Source organism: Lawsonella clevelandensis (genome assembly GCF_003241315.1).
Classification (GTDB): domain Bacteria; phylum Actinomycetota; class Actinomycetes; order Mycobacteriales; family Mycobacteriaceae; genus Lawsonella; species Lawsonella clevelandensis_A.
This window is the reverse complement of record NZ_QFOZ01000004.1, coordinates 143390-163111: the sequence shown is the minus strand read 5'-3', so window position 1 is coordinate 163111 and position 19722 is coordinate 143390. Positions and strand designations below refer to the sequence as shown.

General features: G+C 55.2%; 16 protein-coding genes and 2 pseudogenes. 11 read left to right on the top strand and 7 right to left on the bottom strand.

The features are described from left to right. Window positions 1-148: 148 nt before the first annotated feature. Both DI579_RS04330 and DI579_RS04325 read right to left on the bottom strand, forming a co-directional pair. Window positions 149-2575, bottom strand: coding sequence for a glycoside hydrolase family 65 protein (locus DI579_RS04330; RefSeq protein ID WP_290598468.1), 2427 nt, complete (start codon window positions 2573-2575; stop codon window positions 149-151). Continuing rightward, window positions 2572-3405, bottom strand: a complete 834-nt coding sequence (locus DI579_RS04325; RefSeq protein ID WP_303678770.1) for an HAD family phosphatase — start codon at window positions 3403-3405, stop codon at window positions 2572-2574. The genes DI579_RS04330 and DI579_RS04325 overlap by 4 nt, the downstream gene beginning before the upstream one ends. Before the next feature lie 77 nt (window positions 3406-3482). Here DI579_RS04325 and DI579_RS04320 point away from each other — a divergent pair, with 77 nt between their 5' ends. Next, entirely contained in the window at window positions 3483-4589 is a 1107-nt protein-coding gene (locus DI579_RS04320; RefSeq protein ID WP_290598470.1) for an endonuclease/exonuclease/phosphatase family protein, read from the top strand. Window positions 4590-4641: 52 nt separating this feature from the next. On the opposite strand, the pseudogene DI579_RS04315 reads toward DI579_RS04320, so the two are convergent. Continuing rightward, window positions 4642-6005 (bottom strand): annotated as a pseudogene (locus tag DI579_RS04315) (NAD(P)/FAD-dependent oxidoreductase). A 269-nt stretch (window positions 6006-6274) separates the two neighbouring features. Here DI579_RS04315 and DI579_RS04310 point away from each other — a divergent pair. The 4 genes from DI579_RS04310 (at window position 6275) to DI579_RS04295 (ending at window position 10347) form a co-directional block, all read left to right on the top strand. After that, on the top strand, window positions 6275-6931 hold the full coding sequence (locus DI579_RS04310; RefSeq protein WP_290598473.1) for a hypothetical protein: 657 nt from the start codon (window positions 6275-6277) through the stop codon (window positions 6929-6931). Beyond that, window positions 6931-7893 carry a YwiC-like family protein gene (locus DI579_RS04305; RefSeq protein WP_290598474.1) on the top strand — a complete coding sequence of 321 codons (963 nt, stop codon included), beginning with the start codon at window positions 6931-6933 and terminating at the stop codon, window positions 7891-7893. Before DI579_RS04310 ends, DI579_RS04305 begins: the two co-directional genes overlap by 1 nt. 387 nt (window positions 7894-8280) lie before the next feature. After that, on the top strand, window positions 8281-9309 hold the full coding sequence (locus DI579_RS04300) for a hypothetical protein (protein ID WP_303678769.1): 1029 nt from the start codon (window positions 8281-8283) through the stop codon (window positions 9307-9309). A gap of 183 nt (window positions 9310-9492) precedes the next feature. Continuing rightward, entirely contained in the window at window positions 9493-10347 is an 855-nt protein-coding gene (locus tag DI579_RS04295; protein ID WP_290598476.1) for a hypothetical protein, read from the top strand. 142 nt (window positions 10348-10489) lie between these two features. On the opposite strand, the gene groL is transcribed toward DI579_RS04295, so the two are convergent. After that, on the bottom strand, window positions 10490-12109 hold the full coding sequence (groL, locus tag DI579_RS04290) for a chaperonin GroEL (protein WP_303678768.1): 1620 nt from the start codon (window positions 12107-12109) through the stop codon (window positions 10490-10492). 210 nt (window positions 12110-12319) lie between these two features. Here groL and DI579_RS04285 point away from each other — a divergent pair, with 210 nt between their 5' ends. The 3 genes from DI579_RS04285 to DI579_RS04275 all read left to right on the top strand — a co-directional run bounded on the left by DI579_RS04285 (window position 12320) and on the right by DI579_RS04275 (window position 15009). Next, on the top strand, window positions 12320-12793 hold the full coding sequence (locus tag DI579_RS04285) for an SRPBCC family protein (RefSeq protein WP_290598479.1): 474 nt from the start codon (window positions 12320-12322) through the stop codon (window positions 12791-12793). A 281-nt stretch (window positions 12794-13074) separates the two neighbouring features. Beyond that, window positions 13075-13506 carry a hypothetical protein gene (locus DI579_RS04280; protein WP_290598480.1) on the top strand — a complete coding sequence of 144 codons (432 nt, stop codon included), beginning with the start codon at window positions 13075-13077 and terminating at the stop codon, window positions 13504-13506. Window positions 13507-13605: 99 nt separating this feature from the next. Next, window positions 13606-15009, top strand: a complete 1404-nt coding sequence (locus tag DI579_RS04275) for a M20/M25/M40 family metallo-hydrolase (protein ID WP_303678767.1) — start codon at window positions 13606-13608, stop codon at window positions 15007-15009. A 220-nt stretch (window positions 15010-15229) separates the two neighbouring features. Here the strand turns inward: DI579_RS04275 and DI579_RS04270 are convergent, their stop codons facing one another. The 3 genes and pseudogenes from DI579_RS04270 to DI579_RS04260 form a co-directional block, all read right to left on the bottom strand. Continuing rightward, window positions 15230-15868, bottom strand: coding sequence for a LytR C-terminal domain-containing protein (locus tag DI579_RS04270; RefSeq protein ID WP_290598547.1), 639 nt, complete (start codon window positions 15866-15868; stop codon window positions 15230-15232). A 53-nt stretch (window positions 15869-15921) separates the two neighbouring features. Then, complete coding sequence (locus DI579_RS04265; RefSeq protein WP_290598482.1) at window positions 15922-16164, bottom strand: DUF3263 domain-containing protein; 243 nt, start codon at window positions 16162-16164, stop codon at window positions 15922-15924. A gap of 6 nt (window positions 16165-16170) precedes the next feature. Continuing rightward, window positions 16171-17572 (bottom strand): annotated as a pseudogene (locus DI579_RS04260) (threonine synthase). Window positions 17573-17662: 90 nt separating this feature from the next. Between DI579_RS04260 and DI579_RS04255 the strand changes: the two are divergent. The 3 genes from DI579_RS04255 to DI579_RS04245 all read left to right on the top strand — a co-directional run bounded on the left by DI579_RS04255 (window position 17663) and on the right by DI579_RS04245 (window position 19687). Next, entirely contained in the window at window positions 17663-18316 is a 654-nt protein-coding gene (locus DI579_RS04255) for a peptide deformylase (protein ID WP_290598484.1), read from the top strand. Window positions 18317-18410: 94 nt separating this feature from the next. Next, the gene (locus tag DI579_RS04250; protein WP_290598485.1) at window positions 18411-19232 is read left to right on the top strand and encodes an exodeoxyribonuclease III; all 822 of its coding nucleotides are present in this window, start codon (window positions 18411-18413) and stop codon (window positions 19230-19232) included. A gap of 128 nt (window positions 19233-19360) precedes the next feature. Continuing rightward, window positions 19361-19687, top strand: coding sequence for a hypothetical protein (locus DI579_RS04245; protein WP_290598487.1), 327 nt, complete (start codon window positions 19361-19363; stop codon window positions 19685-19687). Window positions 19688-19722: the final 35 nt, after the last annotated feature.

Sequence of the window (19722 nt, the reverse complement as noted above, 5' to 3'; positions counted from 1 at the left end):
TTGCGACACAAACCGGGTAGATGTCTTACTTCATCGACCGGTAATTTGTGTCACAAAAAACGAGTAATGAGGTTATCTATAAATGTGATTTAAGTCACTTACAGACAAATAAGTGGCAGACTTATCACAGCACAATATCCGTCATTATCTACTTTGGCTTCTTCACCACACACTTCTGGCCAGCCTTCAGCGAGACAGACTGTCCCCATACTTCCAAAGGCATCTCCACCGCCGAATCACATTCCAACTCCACTTCATCCGGACGCACTTCCACCCGCAACCGCGACCCCCGCAATTGCACGCGATAGCGCATGCACTCCCACTTCTCCGGCAAAACAGGATCAATGGTCCAGCGGCCGTCATAATCCCGCAAACCACCAAAACCAAACACCAGCGCAGACCACACACCACCACACGAAGCAATATGCAACCCATCGGACGAATTCCCATGCAAATTGCACAGGTCAACATACACCGCATGCCGGAACAACTCTTGCGCATGCGCGTCATACCCCAACTCAGCAGCCACAATGCACTGCACCACCGACGACAGCGAAGAATCCCCCGTCGTCAGCGGATCGTAGTAATCAAAGTCCGCCCGGCGCGCCTTCTCACTGAATTCAGACCCACGCAGGAAAAGCGCCAACACAACATCAGCCTGCTTAATAACCTGGTAGCGGTAAATCGTCAGTGGGTGATAATGCAGCAGAAGTGGACGCTTCGGCTGCTCCTGGCCCTTATTCCACACCTCCCTTTCTAGGAAGTGTGCATCCTGCGGGTGAATACCATGTTCATCGTCGAAGGGAATGTACATAGCGTCTGCCGCTTTACGCCATTCCTCTGGCTCCTCGGGGCGCAGATGCAGACGCCGCACCATTTCCTCAAAGTAGTTCTCCTCCACATCATGCAAGCGCTCTATCCATTCAGCGGCCACTCGCATGTTGTAGCGGGCCATGACGTTAGTGAAAAGGTTATCGTTGACGACGGTGGTGTACTCGTCGGGGCCGGTCACTCCATGAATATGGAATTTTCCGTCATCCCCAAAAAAGCCCAAATCCTCCCATAGGCGGGCGGTCTCCACCAGAATGTCGATGGCCTCGTGGAAGAGGAAATCCGCATCGCCGGTAGCACGCGCATACTGCACGGTGGCATACGTAATATCCGCATCAATATGGTACTGGGCTGTGCCCGCTGCATAGTATGCGCTAGCTTCCTCCCCGTTAATAGTGCGCCACGGGTAGAGGGCACCACGCTGGTCCAGTTCAGCCGCCCGTGCTCGTGCTTTCGGCAGCATTCGGTAGCGGAACCGCAACGCATTTCGCGCCACCTGCGGCATGGTGTACGTCAGGAATGGCATAACGTAGATTTCCGTGTCCCAGAAGTAATGCCCACAGTAGCCGGATCCCGTCACACCTTTTGCCGCAATACCTAAATCTTCTGCGCGGGCCGTGGACTGGATAAGCTGAAACATGTTCCACCGCACCGCTTGTTGTAGCTCCGGCTGGTCGGGGATCTCCACGTCGGCACGATCCCAGAAATCTGCCAGCCACTCCCGCTGCGATTCCACATAATCCATGGGCCCATGTTTATGGGCACGCTGTAATGTTTCCTCCACACGATCCATCAATTCACTGACAGAAGCACGGTAGGAATCGTGATACGAGAAATACTTGGTAAGAACAATTTCCTCCCCCGGCCGCGCATCGACGTGATACTGCACTTTCGCCATATCCGGTGCTGCCGAGGACGATACATAGAAGTCGTTAGAGGTTGAGAAATCATGGTCGGCACCCACCACAAGTGCCATGCCGGAATTCTTTATCCGATAGCCGAGGGCAATTTTCTCCCCCTCATTCACCTGCATAACGGGCACAAACACACGTGACTGGAAATGGTCTGCCCGGCGCGGATCAGACCCCGTATTCACCGTTGCTTGCGTAACATCTTCGGGGCTAGCGGGGCGGCTTGCAGAGGTGGCCGACCCGAACTCATCCTGCCCATCCTGCCGATTCATAATCTGGGAAGAGAGCATGACGGGGGCGGAATCCTCCGGCAGCACAATGCGGACTTCTTCAATTCCCAGGTGACGATCCGTCAGAGAAACTAGGCGAGTGAAGTCCATAAGGACGCGTTTTCCGGCGGGTGTCCGCCACTCTATAGAGCGGCGGAGAACACCGTCCCGAAAATCGAGGGAGCGCTCATAGTAAGAAAGGTCTGCGCGGGAAATGCGGAAGGGTTCATCATCAACATAAATACGGATAGTTTTCGCATCGGGGGCATTCACAATGGACTGTCCAACGCGCGCCAGACCATAGGCGTCCTCCGCGTGCTGAATATTCCATGTTTCGTGGAGGCCATTCACGTATGTGCCATTGAGAGTGTAGTCACGCCCCTCTTCTGGGTTACCCCGCACCCCCAAGTAGCCATTACCCACGGTAAAAACTGATTCTGCAACACCAAGATCGGAGGTGGGTGGGGCGGTTTCGATCCACCGCCATGGATCAATGGGGTGGGTGGAGCGGTCGATGGTGGGTTCGGCGAAGTAACTGCGCAGGTTGGGGTGATCGGGTGTCATGCTAGGGTGTCTCCTAAATCGTCGACAACAATGTCTGCACCGGCGGATATCAGTTCAGTTTCCCCCGTGCCGCGGTTCACACCAACAACCAGGCCAAAGCCCCCCGCCCGGCCTGCTGCTACCCCGGCGGCGGCGTCTTCAAACACGGCACAGTCTGCGGCCGGAAGTCCCAATAGTTCCGCCGCATACAGGTAGGTGTCTGGGGCGGGCTTGCCACGGAGATGCTTTTCCTCGGCAGTATTACCGTCCACAATGACGTCAAAACGCTCCAAGAGGTGGGCAGCACGCAGTACCGGGCGCGTATTCCGCGAGGAGGACACCACCGCGTAGGGGATACCTAAATGTTGCGCGGCATCAATAACAGCCGCACTCCCCGGGTAAGCCTGAATACCGTCCCGCTCTAGAGTTTCCATAAACTCAGCGTTTTTTTTCAGACCCAATTGCTCCACGATGTCCGGATTATCCGCCTCGGGAAGATTACGCGACCGCAGGACGTCACGCACTCCATCAAGACGATGCCGCCCATCCACGTAGGTGAAGTAGTCCTCCATTGTATAGGGGGCCAGTGGAGTGTGAAGTTCTGCCGCACGTTTTTCAATGTAGGGGGCAAAAAGGTTGAACCAGGCGCGTTTATGAATATCGAGAGTGGGGGTAATAACGCCGTCCAAGTCCAGCAGAAGGCCGCGACAGTCCTGCCAGCGCTGTATCTCAGGCGAATCCTGCGACGCCGCACGAGAGGCAGAGACGGAGACAGAAGCGGGGGCAGATGGGGAGGAGGAAGAGTTGGGAGAGGATGCTGTGTGGGGGTGATCGTCAGAAGTCCACGTCATAGTTCTAGCATAGTGTCGAAAGCATTGCTTTTGCCGTTGATCTGCCTTTTATAGAATCAGACGGTAGGTTAGGAGATATGACGGAGACTGAGCATAATCCAACGCCTCCCTTCGTCCAGAAGGATATGCGGCGGGCTATTCCCCCCCGCTGGTTGGCTGCACTTATCATTACTGCAGTGCTGCTTGCGCTTTCCGTCTACCCCGGGAAATGGCTGAGCATGCAGCCAGTTTTCGCCCAAATCTTCGCCCCCCGCGGTATCTGGATCGTCATCTCATTCCTTGCCCTCATCGCCAGCACCATCGTGTTCGCTATACGCTGGCACCGCAATCTTCCCCGCCGCGTATCCGCCCTCTTCATGGCGATTACCATGGTGGCTACCTTCGCCCACGTCAGCATTGGGTGGGGTGACGGACTCCGCGTAGACCCCCTTAAAACTGTCGCAACCCCCAACAAGGGATACTTCGGAACAGACATCACCGTCATGTCCCTCAACAGCTACAACAGTGGAGCGTCGCCCGTCACCATCGCAAAACTAGCGAACTCTGTGGGGGCAGACATTGTCATGCTTTCCGAAACCACAAAAGGCACCGCCAAACTTGTGGCACAGCTGATGGAAAAAGCGGGCAGCCCCATGCAAATGTTCCAGTCCGTTCCACGTACTCTGCGGGGCAGCAGTAGGGACTATCAAACTATCCTGCTGGTATCCGTCTACTTTGGAACCTATGAAGTAAACGAGAGTATTACCCCGGATACATCACTTGGGGCAGTGACGGTAGTGCCGCAGAATCGTGACGCTAATTTCGCATACCTGCCAACGATTGTTGCCGGCCATGTTTACCAGCCGAATCTTCTCCACACTGGACAGTGGCGCCACGAATTGAAACAAATGGTGGACATGTGCCACGGCCCACAGGCAGAAAACCTCATTATGGCGGGGGATATGAATGCAACACCGTGGCACGGTGGCCTAGCGGACATGGGTGCCTGCGTGGATGCACTGGCAGAAAAGAAGAGCGGCTCCGTGGGAACCTGGCCCACCTACCTACCGCGCCCACTGGGTGTGCCCATCGACCATATTTTCGTGTCGAAATCTCACTGGCACACAGCTGGCTCCACCGTGGCGGACGTCTCCGGAACAGACCATCGCGCGGTACTCACCCGCCTCACCTATTCAGAAATGTAGCGAATGTAGCGCCGCTGCTATGCGGCTGGCGCTGCGGGTTAAACCGGTGCCACTAGAGGTTAATCATTGTCCCCAGCACACCCTCGGTAGCCTCTTTCAAAGCCTCCGCCAAGGTGGGGTGAACGTGTACAGTGCGGGCGATCTCCTCCGTGGTCAGTTCCCACTTGTGTGCTAGTACTAGCTCCGGCAGTAGCTCAGAAACATGCGGCCCCACCATGTGCGCACCCAAGAGTTCCCCATAGTGCCCGTCGGCCACAATCTTCACGAAGCCCTGCGCTTCCCCCAAGCCTTGCGCTTTGCCATTCGCGCTGAAGGGGAATGTAGACACCCGCACGTCTAACTCCGGGTTCTCGGCGGCGGCAGCCCGTGCCTGCTCCTCCGTAAGGCCAAAACTGGCCACTTGAGGGTTACAGAAGGTGGCACGCGGCATCATGCGGTAGTCACCCAGCGACACAGTCTCCACCCCTGCGATAGTTTCCGCTGCTACCACGCCTTGTGCTTCCGCGACATGGGCAAGCTGTAGTTTCGCCGTAACATCACCGATGGCGAAAATATGTGAGACGGAGGTTCGCATGACGTCATCAACCGCAATAGCGCCGCGTTGCGTTAGCTCCACGCCCGTATTCTCTAAACCATACCCCTCTACGTTAGGGCGGAACCCTGTGGAGATAAGGCAGCGTTCTGCGTAGATAGTTTCCGGTTCCACATCTGCCGCTGTGACGGGGGCGATGGTGACGGCTACGCCACTATCAGGATCGCTGCCGGTGCGTTCCACCGCGGTAGTTTTATAACCGGTACGCAGCGTTATCCCCAGTTTTCGATACTGTTTGGCGATGCGCCCACAATGACAATGCTGTGCGGTAGCTGGGGGTTGAGAATCTGTTCTTCGTAGGAGACAACTGGCCCACCCATCTCTACGTTGGGTAGCTGTGCCACGTGGGATCCGGTGGCAATAATGCAGGTATCAAAACTGATGGTGACGGTTCCCTCCGCGGTTGTTACCTCCATGGTGTGCGCGTCGCAGAACGTGCCGTGCCCGTTTACCTCCGTGATCTTGTTTTTCCGCATGAGGTAGTGCACGCCCTTCACAATGTTGGCGGACACTTTTCGGCTGCGGGCATGGGCTACCCCAAAATCCATGCTGATGTTATCGGCCACTATCCCGAATTCGGTGGCGTGGTGCAGCATGATGTTGGCGACTTCCGCATTTTTGAGAAGCGCTTTGGAGGGAATACACCCCACGTTGAGGCACACGCCTCCCCAGTATTTTTCCTCCACGATGGTGACGCGTAGACCCAGTTGGGCGGCGCGGATAGCGGCCACGTAGCCGCCGGGTCCAGCCCCCAGGACCAGCAGATCCGTATACTGTGGGGACGATGATGTTGTGGAAGCGGTAGTGCGCGTATGCTGAGCCATATTTTTGATAGTAATGAGAACACGCAGGCTATGCGAGTATTCGCACACTTTAGTCTGAGCAGAATACACAAGGAAACAAGACGAAAACCAGTCGTCATGGACGAGTTGTCCTACTCCTGGAAAGAAAAATCGTTACTCTAGATAGGGGACGCTAACATAAATCTAGTTCAGGCCCACCGCCAGATACTGGTTCGCTTTCAGCTAGCCGGGGTCAGCAGCAAATAGCCACGACACTATTAGCCACTACACCATGTGAGGTACAAGAAAGAATGGCGAAAAACACGTCACCATCACGCCACTCGAGCGGTTCCTCACGCCGTCGGTCTAATACGTCCTCGAAGAAACAATCTGCACGCGACCATTCGTCCCGGGGTATGAGTGCAGCGGGGGTTATTGGCGCCACTCTCGTCTCTGTTCTGGTACTCGTTGTTGTTGCCTTTGGCAGCTATATATTGGGGAGTCGAGCAGGCCACGCGGAGGGGTATCACCGTGGCTACTCGGAGGGGTCCAACACTGTGGCACAGAGCGCAGATAATGCTCTCCAAGAACTCAGTTCCTTAAGTTCAGCATCATCATCCGTTTCTTCTTCCCTAGCGGCCATGGTGCCGCTGGTGAACCCCTGCTCGGAAAAATACGGGCAGCGTGAATCCGCCCAAACCACCTGGGGTAGTTACGGGTGGGGCTGCAAATTCACCAGCGATAAAGGCTACAAGTTTTCTGTCCTTATTGGGGAAGCTCGCCATGATGCGGTCGGTAAACCGCGTGTGGAGAAACGACACAATGGGAAAACACAAGGCTGCATAGCCACCGGTTCCCCGGAATCTCACCCGTCTTTTGGCCTCACCGTGTGGGTAGAGAACGCGAAAGGGCTGGATTCATGCGCAATGGCGCAAGACAAATGGGATGACGTCTCCAGGAGTAGCTAATGAGTGAAGCACACACCACCCCACCGCAAGCAAGCAGCGAAACAACACCAGCTACGCCTCCTACAGCTGCGCAGCAGACACAGAAAAAACGTCCCCCAAAAAAGCGGTCACCGAAAAAGCGGTCACTGTCTGCCCGCGGCTGGATTCCGGACTATCACGGCGCGTGGGCTATGGTTTTTGTGCCTATCACGTTGGGGATTGTGCTGGGTGGGTGGACTCCCGCCCAGGTCCCCCTGTATCTCTTGTGGGTTATTGGGTATTTTTGTTTCTTTGCCCTTACCAAGTGGTTTGTGGCGCGGCGGAACTCCCTCTACGCCATGCCGGTAAAAGTGTACACATGCATATCGGTGGTCCTCGGTATTCTCACCATCTGGTGGGCGCCGAAACTTCTCCTGTGGGCACCGTGGTTTGCCATCTTGGTCATTGCGACTGTTGTGCTTATTAAAGTGCGTAAAGAACGCACAATGGCAGCTCGCGGTATTACTGTGGCAGCAGGGGTTCTTATGGGGGCCGTCTCCTACGATCTTGGAACGGATTTCCAGCGCGCCGGATTCCCTCTTCTCCCCGTCCCCGTTAACACAACAATGGCGGCGCTACCGGGGCATAACTGGTCTAGTTCCGTTACCGGATGGAACTGGATGTGGTTGGTGTGCCTAGTGCTTTTCCTGTACTTCTTCGGCACAGTACCGGTGGTTAAAACTGTTATTCGGGAACGCCGCAGTACTCCCCACCTAGTATTTTCTATTGCTTTCCACGCGGTGGTGGCAGTACTAGCGCTGGTGAGTGCGATCCTCAGCTGGACTGGATGGATTCTCTTCGCACTATTCGTGGTGTTATTAGCGCGTTCCGCCTATTTCCCGCTGTCCATGCGATACCAAGGGAAGAAGTGGCGTGCGAAAACTATTGGCATTACCGAACTAGTTTTCACGGTTCTCGTTATCGCCGCACTCTTTCTCCCCTAGGAATTCTCCCCTAGGGAGCGCTGACCGTCGCGAGACTTTCCTAGCCTTTACTAGTTTCCCTTAGACTTCCTTAAGAGGCTTCCCTAAGGAGCTTTCTGGGGACCGCAGTCAAAGGCTTTAGGATAGTCCCGGAAAACATTTTTCTGCGTAATTTCGTCTTTCGCTAGTAATTTTTTACAAAAATATTTATTTCATAACAATACGATGTTTACGCAGGTAACGGTTTCATTACAGATTTGCTAAGGGGGATATTCCCCACTAATAACCCCTTTGAGAACTTCCCTCATGTAGCACAGTCAATCTATAGTTAGCGTACAGAAAACGATGATTGCTGGAAGTCTCCTTTCTGTGATGGTTTCCAGTCCGAGAACGAAACGAGAACATACCGTGAAATCATGGTTCCGCTCCACTGCTCTTGCAGTGATCTCTGCCGTTACCCTCACCGGCGCCCCCGCTATTGCTAACGCTGCACCTTCTAATGACTTCTCCTCTGTTCAGCAGACTCTGAAAGATAAGAAGCAAGAGCTGAAGGACAAGCTGCAAGCTTCCAAGAAAGACAAGAAAGACCCCAAGGATGCTCTTAAGGGTCTCAAGGACAAGGATCACAAGGACGCCATTAAGGGCAAGAAAGCTGCCCTCGACGATAAGCTGCAGTCCCTCAAGGACAAGAAGCCCGCTAAGCTAGCCCTTGCTGACGAGAAGCAGGCCCCCAAGGATGCTCTCAAGGATAAGCAGCAGGAGCTTAAGGATAGCCTGGATCATGTCGCTAAGACTATTGACGGTGCCAAGGTCTCCAAGGACGGCAAGGCCGTTACCCTTAAGAACGGCTTTTTCAAGATCAACAAGGACGGCAACAAGCTGGAAATTGTTGACTCTGAAGGCAAGGCCGTTATCGCTATCCCGCTGAAGGTTATTTCTGGCAAGTCCGTCTACAGCCTGAATGCTTCCCTCAGCAACTCCGACAAGACTATTGACCTTAAGAAAGGCAAGCTTCTCGGCAAAGCTAACCCCAAGCAGCTCGCTGGCCTCGACAAGATCAAGAAGAACACTGCTGCCTGGATTCGCCTAAATGGAGATTACGCCAGCTACGCCGTAGAGCACGATACCGCTCACCTGATCCTAGGTGCTGCGACTGGCTATCTTGCTGGAGCGATCGTTGGCAGTTTAGCTGCAATCGTAGTCTCTCTACCTGGGGAAATAATGATGCTTATCCCCGTTGCAGGTCCTGTACTAGCGTTCTCGTATGCTATGGTCGCGGATGCCTCGCTAATTGCCGTATACACCTTCACCATGGGCACCACTGCTGCTCTGATCTCTTCCAAGCACGCCAAGGATCCTGTAGCTCGCAAGAAGGCTCAGCGTCTGGTCAATGGCAGCAAGGCTTACCTCACTTTTGGTGACGTTGCCCGAGCCTAAACGCTCGATAATTGTTGTAGGTAGCTGAACGCTATTTATCACATTCATACATAAAAATGGACTTTAGCTCACATGCTAAAGTCCATTTTTTACTGTGCAGAGGTATCTCATTTATAGTTAGCCTGTTTCAGGAAAATAGTTGCTACAAAGATAGCTGCGCCTACGACGAAACGAGGATACATCATGAAATCATGGCTCCGTTCTGCTGCCCTCGCAGTAGCCTCTGCTGTCGCTATTACTGGCGTCCCCGCCATCGCTAACGCTGCACCCACCGCACCCACTGCGTCTACCACACACGCCGCCGATACATCTTCCATTCAAGAAAAACAGCATGCTCTCAAAGACACACTTGTGCACGCTGCCAAAACATTCGAAGGTGCTACAACCTCCCCCGACGGCAACACCCTCACCCTTAAACACGGTCTTTTCACAATCAATAAAAAAGACAGCACGCTAGAAATCATTGATTCAGCCGGGAAAACCATCACTACCCTGCCACTAAAGGGCATCTTCAATAAATCTGTCTACAGTCTGCACGCTTCCCTCAGCGACTCTCACAAAACAGTCACCCTCACTCGGGGAGAGTTCCTCAGCAAGGCCACCCCAGTGCAACTACACGGCGTGGAAAAGTTCAAGAAGAACACGTCTGCCTGGATTAAGCTCTACGGTGATTACGCCAGCTACGCACTCCAGCATGATCCCCTCGCCTTCGTGGGCGGCACAGTGCTAGGGATTGTTGGCGGCAATATCATTAGCTCTATTGCATTCTCCGCTACCGATGCGACCCTCAAATTCGTTAATGGCGTCCTTAGCCAGATTGCGGTCGTTGGAGCTCCCGCCGCTATTGTTATCGACATCATTACGTGGAATGTTTTTTACAATCCCACCATTATCGCCCTTTACATCACACTCATCGCCAATACCCCGGCGCTACTGTCCGCAAAACTTGCCAAAGATCCAGTAGCCCGCCACAAAGCCCAGCGCCTTCTCGACGGCACGAAAGCCTACCTTACTTTTGGAGACGTTACCCGCGTCTAAAACAGATAATGCGTCTAAACAGGTAAAAGGCTAAAAAGAAAGACTATGAAGGAGGGTCCGTACACTGCAGTGTACGGACCCTCCTTCATACTTTATAAACTTTTAACGCTGCATTACTGCTGCGCTTTGAGCTCTGTACTTTTTAGTATATGCCACCCATGTCATCGGCAGCGGGGGCAGCCGGTGCCGGGGGTTCCGGCTTGTCAGCAACAACAGCCTCAGTGGTAAGGAAGAGTGCTGCAATGGAGGCAGCGTTCTGCAGGGCAGAGCGGGTGACCTTCACCGGGTCATTAATGCCAGCATTGAGCAGATCCTGGTACTCACCAGTGGCGGCATTCAGGCCGTGGCCATTGGGGAGGGAGCGGACCTTATCGGCAACAACACCGGGCTCCATGCCAGCGTTGAAAGCAATCTGCTTCAGCGGGGCGGAAAGGGCAGACTCAACGATCTTGGCGCCAGTCAGTTCGTCGCCTTCCAGATCCAGATCCTCGATAGCAGCCTCGCACTGTACCAGTGCAACACCGCCGCCAGCGACAATACCTTCTTCCACAGCAGCCTTAGCGTTGCGGACAGCGTCCTCAATGCGGTGCTTACGTTCCTTCAGCTCAACCTCAGTAGCGGCACCAGCCTTAATAACGGCAACGCCACCAGCGAGCTTGGCGAGACGCTCCTGCAGCTTCTCACGGTCGTAGTCAGAGTCAGTGGAGGCAATCTCGGACTTAATCTGGTTGACGCGACCCTCAATGGTCTCGGCGGAACCAGCACCGTCAACGATGGTGGTTTCTTCCTTGGTAACAACAACCTTGCGGGCGCGGCCCAGCATGGTGATGTCGGCGGTTTCGAGGGAAAGGCCGACCTCTTCGGAGATAACCTGGCCGCCGGTGAGGATAGCGATATCCTGCATCATGGCCTTGCGGCGGTCACCGAAGCCGGGGGCCTTAACGGCGACAGACTTGAAAGTACCGCGGATCTTGTTCACAACGAGGGTGGAGAGGGCTTCGCCTTCAACATCTTCAGCGATGATGAGGAGGGGCTTGCCGGACTGCATGACCTTTTCGAGCAGCGGCAGCAGATCCTTAATAGCGGAGATCTTGCCCTGGTTAATAAGAATGTAGGGGTCCTCGAGGACAGCTTCCTGACGTTCCAGGTCGGTGGCGAAGTAGCCGGAGATGTAGCCCTTATCGAAGCGCATACCTTCGGTGAGTTCCAGGTCGAGGCCGAACGTGTTGGCCTCTTCCACGGTGATGACGCCTTCCTTGCCAACCTTATCCATGGCCTCGGCAATAAGGCTGCCGATTTCGGGGTCACCGGCGGAGATACCGGCGGTGGCGGCAATTTCGTCCTTTGTTTCAACTTCCTTGGCGGAGCTGAGGAGGGACTTGGTAACAACCTCTACGGACTTTTCAATGCCGCGGCGTAGTCCCATCGGGTTAGAGCCGGCGGCCACGTTGCGGAGACCCTCGTGGACGAGTGCCTGGGCGAGGACGGTAGCGGTGGTGGTGCCGTCGCCAGCGACATCGTCAGTCTTCTTGGCAACTTCCTTGACCAGCTCGGCGCCGATCTTTTCGTAGGGCTCTTCAAGTTCAATTTCTTTAGCGATGGAGACGCCATCGTTAGTGATGGTGGGGGCTCCCCACTTCTTTTCTAGGACGACGTTGCGACCCTTGGGGCCGAGCGTCACCTTGACGGTATCAGCGAGGGTGTTAAGACCCCGCTCCAGACCGCGGCGGGCCTCTTCGTCAAATGCAATCATCTTGGACATGTGTTGATGTCTTCCTCTGTTGATGGGGTGACTGGTGGCCGACACTGCCAAGCTGGCGCAGTTCCCGCGACGGACGACCAGTGTGTCTTGTACGGTTAGTACCCGGTCTTACCCGCCAGCTTTGGCACTCCCAATGATTGAGTGCTAAGTCTTTTTTAGCACTCGATAGGGGCGAGTGCAAGAAATATTTGGCCAGCTTAGAATGAATATATGGATTCTTCAACGATTCGTGTTTCCCGCACCATACCCGCCTCTCCCACAGTCATCTGGAAGGTTATTAGCGACATTGACAGCATGGGATCCCGCAGCCCCCAATGCAAGAAAATGATCGCCCTCCCCCTCGGCTCCAATCCACTTCACCCCGGCGGAACCACACTCAATATCAACCGACGCGGAAAATACACTTTCTGGGCAACCACCGCCCGATTCCTCACCGTAAAACCAGAAAAAGAACTATCCTTCTTCATTCCCGCCAACCATTACATGTGGGTCTACCGCCTAGAACCAGCCGGTGACGGCCGCACGACCGTCACTTTGGAACGCCTTCTCGCAGATACCCAGCCCACTCTTTTTAGTTCCCTAGTAACACGATTTTTCCTTGGCGGGGACGATGCTTTTGCCCAGGAAATGGCTGCTGGAATGCAGGAAACGCTAGCAAACGTGGAAAAGCAAGCGGTTGCGTAGACGGTTACTTAGGCGACCGCGTACGGAACCGTCTACAAGACACCTATACATTCCCGTATGCGCCTTACCCCTTTTACAAAATGTCATATAGTTCCATATAGTGAAAAAGTTTTTCCATTTTTATTGACAGTGAGGAAGAAGCTTCCTACCCTTTCACCTATGCAGATAAAGCACGTAGTAGCTCTAAGCCGCAGTGGGGTCATCTCGGACTAGCCCCCTTACTGCGGCGGAGAGAAGCGCTGGTCCAGTGCAGACCATTCCTCACCACGAAAAGCTCTCTCATGACTACGCCTCGCTTTACCCTCACCCACACTCCTCACACCTCCCGTACTTCCTGCACTTCCGATACTAAAGCTGTCATACTTAACACTTTCAACAGCCAACCCACCGGAAATGGGCGCTTCCTCTTTATTGCCGCCATTACCATCAATGGCACCGTCCACTGCACCACCACCGAAGCCACCGGCCCCATCCAAGCACTCTGCTACATGCTTGATAGCCTCGGTATTCGCCTGGACATCATCACTTTCCGGCAGCACGACAACCCGCACAATCCGCAACTTCCCTACACCACTCTTCTGGAAGTTGAAAACGGCTACTTTACGCGCTGGGCGAGCGGACACGGTACTACCAGAGAAGAAGCCAACCTCACTGCCCTCATTACTGCCGCCAACCAATATCTCAAGCTGAAACCGTCACCCGTGGCGGGGTAGTGTAGAAAACATCACTGCACAGATCACTATCGATCACTACCCGGTACTTTATGTACCTAATAAACCCCATATAAGACATGTAAGAGGAGTCCACCATCCATGACTGAGTCCTCCCCCCTCACCGGAGCAGACCAACTCCGCGACCACATCGCCCACCAAAGCGACCGCATTAAAGCTGACCTCACTAAAGCTGTCAGCTTCCCCTCCATCTTCGGCACTAAGCCAGAATCATGCGAAGCGAGTGCCGCCTGGGTTCAGCAGGCCTTCACCGAAGTGGGCATTAATGATGTCCATGTGGAGGATGCTGTTGACGGTTCCCTCCCTCTCTTTGGTTTCACCGCCCCCGCTGACGGCTGCCCCACCGTCCTACTGTACTGCCACCACGACGTGCAGCCTGCCGACGACCAGCCTGGCTGGGACACTAACCCGTGGGAACTTACGGAAAAGAATGGCCGCTGGTATGGGCGTGGCTCCGCCGACGATAAAGGAAACCTCGTTGCGCATTTGGCGGCCTTACGGGCACTGCGCGAGTGGGCACCCCAGTCCAGACACCCCGAACACCCCTTCGGTGGTATTGGTATACGCCTTGTTGTAGAGGGTTCTGAGGAAGCCGGCGGCGAAGGCCTGGAGACTCTTGTGGAGAAGCGCCCAGACCTTTTTGCCGCGGACGCTATCCTTATTGCCGATACCGGCAATGTTGCTGTTGGCGTACCCACTATTAATATTTCCCTGCGTGGCGTTGTGAGCCTTAAGGTGACGGTGAAAACTCTCCGCTCCCCCATTCACTCTGGCCAATATGGTGGCCCCGCCCCCGATGCTCTCTATGCCCTGGTCCACATGCTGGCCGGCCTCCGCGATGCACAGGGTGGTCTTACGATTGACGGGCTGGACGCCAGCCAAACATGGGACGGTGTGCAGTACACTCCGGAAGAGTTCGCCGCCGATGCGGGAGTTCTGGACGGCGTGGAACTGTGTTCTGCCGGCACCCCTTCCGAGTTAGCGTGGGCACGCCCCACCCTCACTATTACTGGCATTGACGCTGCTAGTACCGCCCATTCTATTAACGCGGTTCCAGCGGAGGCTGCCGCTATGCTTAATCTGCGTGTGCCGCCGAAGATGGATGTGCACGAGGCGGAGCAAAAGCTGATCGCGCATCTGCAGAATCATCGTCTGTGGAATGCACAGGTGGAGTGCGAGCCTATGGGTACCGGCGAGCCTTACTTGGCGGATATTTCGGGAAGTGCCCACCAGGGTATGCAGCAGGCATTGGCTTTTGCCTATGGGAAGTCCGTCGACGAAGTGGCGTTAAGCGCTGATGGTGGTTCTATCCCTCTGTGTGCTGCTTTGAAGGCGACGCATCCGGATACTCAGCTGGTGCTTTTTGGTGTGGAGGAACCCATTTGCGGTATCCATGGCCCTAACGAGTCTGTTGACCCCACCGAAATAACCGCCATCGCCACCGCCGAGGCTATCTTTTTAGCGAATTTCGCTAAAAAGCAATAAACACAGCTTGGCAAACTTCGGTACGAAGCAATAGGCACAGTGCCAAGAAGTAATGAACGCAGTGGTACGAAGTAATAAACACAGCGGTAGATAAAACGTGTGGCAGCCTGTTTGTGCAGGCTGCCACACGTTTTGTGTGTTTATGGGTTTGCCGTTGCGGGCGGCACAGTATGACTAGTGCGAAATAGACAGTGCTAGATAGCTAGATAGCTAGTGCGGTTTAGTCGTTGGCGAGGACAACGACGACGTCCTCGGGGTGGTTGTTGAGCCAGTCGGGGCGTGCTGCGGTGGTGAAGTGGAGTTGCTTGGCAATGTCCTCTGCGGCGGCTTTAGCTTGGGGAGTGTCCTTGTAGAAAACAGTGGAGGCACTGAGGGCACCGCAGGAGCCTTGCGGGCAGTTGGCGGCGGCGGTTTGATTGGTCCAGCCGGCGTCTTTTAGCTGGCCGCTGGTGGTGCCGGCGTAGCCTTCGCGGGTGGTGTTGTTGAGGACGATGACGCGCACGGCTCCCTTATCTACTTGGGTTTTTTCGGGGGTGTCTGCTTTCTTGGTGGGCTGTTTGGCCTGGTTGGGCTGATCTTTGTGGGTGGAGGTTTCACTCACGGTGCTGGAGCTGGAGGTGTCGGGGGTGGTGCGGACGTGAACTTCGTGTCGTCCGTTGTCTACCAGCATGAAGATACCAACGATAGCGCAGACGAGTGCTGCGGCAATGAGGACCATGGCGAGAGCCCGGTAGGGGAAGCCGGCGGAGTCACGCTCAATGCTGTCTTGAGCATTGTCCTGGGTGCTGTTCTGAGCCTCGTTCTCTAGGCTATTCTCTTGCATCTTGTCGTTAGTGTCGTCTTGGGTGCTCTTGTTCATATCAGCCACGTTGTTAGTCTAGCGGTTATTGGAAGGGGGTCGTATTACGGGTTTTATTTTTTCTTTGTGAAGTTGCGATGCGCCCGTGAGCGGGAGTCGGCAATGCGGCGGAGGCGCCGTACTAGTGCGGGGTCTTCGGCCAGGGCTTCGGGTTTATCAAGAAGTGTGTTGAGCTTCTGATAGTAGTTGATGGGGGTCATGTTGAACTGCACGCGAATGGCGTCTTCTTTGCTGGCGGCGTAGCGCCACCATTGCCGCTCAAATTTCAGGATGTCGTGTTCTGTTTCTGTCAGCACCGGGTGTTACTCCTGCGTGTGTGGGGTGAGGGTGGTGACGATGATGTCCTTCACGGCTTGCGTGTCATTGGGGACGTTCACAACGTGCCGGGGGAGGTCTTCAATACCGTGGAAGCGGGCGGGGGTGTCGGGGAGCCGCCCGGTGGCTTCCTTGATGGTTTCTGCGAATTTAACGGGCAGCGCGGTTTCTAGGCAGATGATGGGGGTGGTGACGGTGCCGTCGGCTTTCATGTCGCGGGCCACTTTCACACCGTCGGCAGTGTGCGGGTCAATCATGGTGCCACAGTCCTGCCAGGAGGTGCGAATGGTGGTGAGACGGTCCTGGTGGGTAGAGCGGCCGGAGAGGAATCCGTACTCACTTTCTACTGTGGCGAAAGTGGGATCGTTGGACAGGTCAATGTAGCCCTGGCTGGCGAGCTGCTTTCCGAAGAGGTCATTAATGCGGGCGGCGTCGCGGCCGAGAAGATCAGCGATGAAGCGCTCGAAGTTGGAGGCTTTGGAAATATCCATGGAGGGGCTGGAGGTGGCCAGGGTTTGCTCAGCGGAGCGCACCCGGTAGACGCCGGTGGTGAAGAATTCGTTGAGGACGTCATTTTCGTTAGTGACAACGATAAGCCGGTCGATGGGCAACCCCATGCAGCGGGCGATGTGCCCGGCGCAAATGTCACCGAAGTTGCCGGTGGGGACGGCGAAACTGACGTTGGTGGTGTTGCGTTGGCTGGGGTCGACGGATTCGGTGAGGCGGATCCAGCAGCAGATGTAGTAGACGACCTGCGCCATGAGGCGAGCCCAGTTGATGGAGTTGACGGCGCCGATGTTCCAGGTGCGTTTGAACTGGAGGTCGCGGCTGACGTCTTTAACGATGTCTTGACAGTCGTCGAAGACGCCGTCAACGGCCATGTTGACGATGTTGGGGTCGTCCGTCGCGGCCACGCATGGCGTATTCGGCGGAGGAGCCGGTGTCGCCGGAGGTGGCTCCCAAAATGTTAAGAACCTGGTGGCGGCGTTTGAGTTCGTATTCGAAGAGTTCGCCGAGGAGCTGCATGGCCATGTCTTTGAAGGCGGCGGTGGGGCCGTGGGAGAGGCCACCAAGGTAGATGCCGTCTTCGAGGGGGGTGACGGTGACGATGTCGGCTTCGGAGAATTTGGGGGTGGTGTAGGCGCGGGCGCAGATATCTTTGAGGTCGTCGGCGGGTATGTCGTCGATGAAGAGGGTGAGCACGTCAGCGGCGAGGGCTGCATAGCCCTGCTCGTTAAGGAGGTCGCGCCAGCGGTTGAGCTCAGCGTCCCCAATGGTGGGGTACTGCTCGGGCAGGTAGAGTCCACCATCTGGGGCGAGTCCTTCGAGGAGGATATCGCAGAAACTGCTGGTGGTGTGTTCTTGGTCTCGAGTAGATAGGTAACGCACGCTTCTATCCTAGCTGACCTGGGGATAGGGCACGAACGTTAGAGAAATGAAGATGGTGAGGCCACCCTCACATGCAGGTAGACTTATGGCATGACTGTGCGCCCTATTGTTATTGCCGGTGACCCCGTGCTGCATAATCCCACTGAGCTGGTTGATCTTAGCGCGGGGGTGACGCCCGAACTCCGCACGCTTATTGCCGACATGGTGGATACACTGGCGGCGAGCGGCGGGGTGGGGTTATCCGCGAACCAGATTGGGGTGGGGAAACGACTCTTCGTTATTGACTGCCCCGACACGGACTTGCCGGAGGGGGCACCCATGCCCCCGGAGATGATTGCCACGCGGGCTGGTAAACCGGGGTGGAGTAGCGATGGCGTCAACCAGGTGGCGTGCGTCATTAACCCGGTGCTGACGGTGGATAATCCCCCGAACGGGCGACAGATTCTTATGCGTGAAGGCGAGGGCTGCTTGTCCGTTCCCGGGGTACAGTTTGCGCTAGACCGCTACGATTGGGCGCAGGTAACGGGCTTCAATGAGCAGGGCAAACCCATTACTCTATCCGGCTATGGTTTCTTCGCTAAATGCTTGCAGCATGAGGTGGGACATTTAGATGGCCACCTGTATACCGAGTTCGTGCCCGTTTTTGCGCGTCCCAAGGTGAAGCGTGTGTTTAAGAACCGCAAGTGGGACCAGCCGGGGCGGACGTGGATGCCGGGTGTGGACCCTGATCCTTTCGCGTCCTAACAGCCGGGTTAGCGCGCGGCTTGCACAGCGATTCGCACAGCGATTCACACAGTACAGCCCGCGCCGTCGTATATTGCGCGGGTAGACTGCAACCATGCGTTTGGCTACCTGGAATGTGAACTCAATTCGTGCCCGTGTAGATCGTGTTACTGACTGGCTACTTGCCAATGATGTGGACGCTCTTTGTATTCAAGAGACGAAGTGTAAAGATGAGCAGTTCCCCTTCGACCGTTTTGAGGAGATTGACTACGAGGTAGCCCATGTGGGCTATAACCAGTGGAATGGCGTCGCTATTATTTCCCGCATTGGGGTGGAGGATATCCAGGAGCATTTCCCTGGCCAGCCTGGCTTCGCTAAAGACCCCACCGCTGAACAAGTGCGGGAGGCCCGCGCTGTTTCCGCAGTAGTTGGTTCGTTGGAGCCCACCGGACCCATAACATTGTGGAGTTTATATGTTCCCAATGGTAGGGAGCTGACGGACCGCCACTACACCTACAAGCTGGAGTGGATGCGGAAACTGCGGGAGGCTTCCGCGAAATGGCTAGCAGACAACCCCGACGCAAATATCATGATGGCGGGCGACTGGAATGTTGCGCCGCTGGATACTGACGTGTGGGATCCAGAGTTTTTTGTGGGGAAAACCCATCTTTCCCCGCCTGAGCGGGAGGCGTTTGCCGCTATTGGCGACACTGGTTTCCGGGAAGTGACCCGCGAGTTCCTCCCCGCTCCGCACACGTATACGTATTGGGATTACACGCGTCTCAGTTTCCCGAAGGATTACGGAATGCGGATTGATTTTGCGTACCTTAGCCCGGCGCTGGCGGATCGCGTTACGGGGGTTTCTATTGATCGCGAGGAGCGTAAAGGTGAGGGCGCCAGCGACCATGTTCCGGTGCTTATTGAGGTTGCGGACTAGCTCTTTTGTGGAACGATTGAGATAGTTTTATTCATTTCCGAAAATGACTATTTAGCTGCGAAGATGAACAATAGGAGAAGGGATGTTTACACCTTTAAATTTCGCTTTTTACCTCCTAGTATGAAGGTATGACACGTCTTACCGCGCTATCTCTTGGTCTTACATCCGCCCTCCTCGTGCCACTTGCCGCAATGCCCACCGCGTTTGCAGCTGAACAACCCCGTTGCACCACCTACACCACCGAACAAGAAGCTGGCGTCACCTGCACTAACCACACCGCAAACACCTACAATGGCAAGCTTGTTGTGGAGTGCACCGCCAGCAATCCCAAAGACGTTAAGGTCATTCGCCGTAACGTTACCGTTCCCGCTGCAGAAGAAGACGTTCTCTCCTCTGTAACATGCCCCTCCGGTACAAAGCCCCTCCCCCAATTCTTCACCGATCGCAACAAGTAATCCGCCACTAACTGCAGCCGGTTTGCTACTGTCAC

Bases quoted from the DNA above. Each gene is read 5' to 3' on its own strand.
- DI579_RS04245 (WP_290598487.1), top strand. From the start codon at position 19,361: ATGACACGTCTTACCGCGCTATCTCTTGGTCTTACATCCGCCCTCCTC.
- DI579_RS04295 (WP_290598476.1), top strand. From the start codon at position 9,493: ATGAAATCATGGCTCCGTTCTGCTGCCCTCGCAGTAGCCTCTGCTGTC.
- DI579_RS04285 (WP_290598479.1), top strand. From the start codon at position 12,320: ATGGATTCTTCAACGATTCGTGTTTCCCGCACCATACCCGCCTCTCCC.
- DI579_RS04330 (WP_290598468.1), bottom strand. From the start codon at position 2,575: ATGACACCCGATCACCCCAACCTGCGCAGTTACTTCGCCGAACCCACC.
- DI579_RS04270 (WP_290598547.1), bottom strand. From the start codon at position 15,868: ATGAACAAGAGCACCCAAGACGACACTAACGACAAGATGCAAGAGAAT.
- DI579_RS04320 (WP_290598470.1), top strand. From the start codon at position 3,483: ATGACGGAGACTGAGCATAATCCAACGCCTCCCTTCGTCCAGAAGGAT.
- DI579_RS04325 (WP_303678770.1), bottom strand. From the start codon at position 3,405: ATGACGTGGACTTCTGACGATCACCCCCACACAGCATCCTCTCCCAAC.
- DI579_RS04255 (WP_290598484.1), top strand. From the start codon at position 17,663: ATGACTGTGCGCCCTATTGTTATTGCCGGTGACCCCGTGCTGCATAAT.
- DI579_RS04250 (WP_290598485.1), top strand. From the start codon at position 18,411: ATGCGTTTGGCTACCTGGAATGTGAACTCAATTCGTGCCCGTGTAGAT.
- groL (WP_303678768.1), bottom strand. From the start codon at position 12,109: ATGTCCAAGATGATTGCATTTGACGAAGAGGCCCGCCGCGGTCTGGAG.
- DI579_RS04305 (WP_290598474.1), top strand. From the start codon at position 6,931: ATGAGTGAAGCACACACCACCCCACCGCAAGCAAGCAGCGAAACAACA.
- DI579_RS04275 (WP_303678767.1), top strand. From the start codon at position 13,606: ATGACTGAGTCCTCCCCCCTCACCGGAGCAGACCAACTCCGCGACCAC.
- DI579_RS04310 (WP_290598473.1), top strand. From the start codon at position 6,275: ATGGCGAAAAACACGTCACCATCACGCCACTCGAGCGGTTCCTCACGC.
- DI579_RS04280 (WP_290598480.1), top strand. From the start codon at position 13,075: ATGACTACGCCTCGCTTTACCCTCACCCACACTCCTCACACCTCCCGT.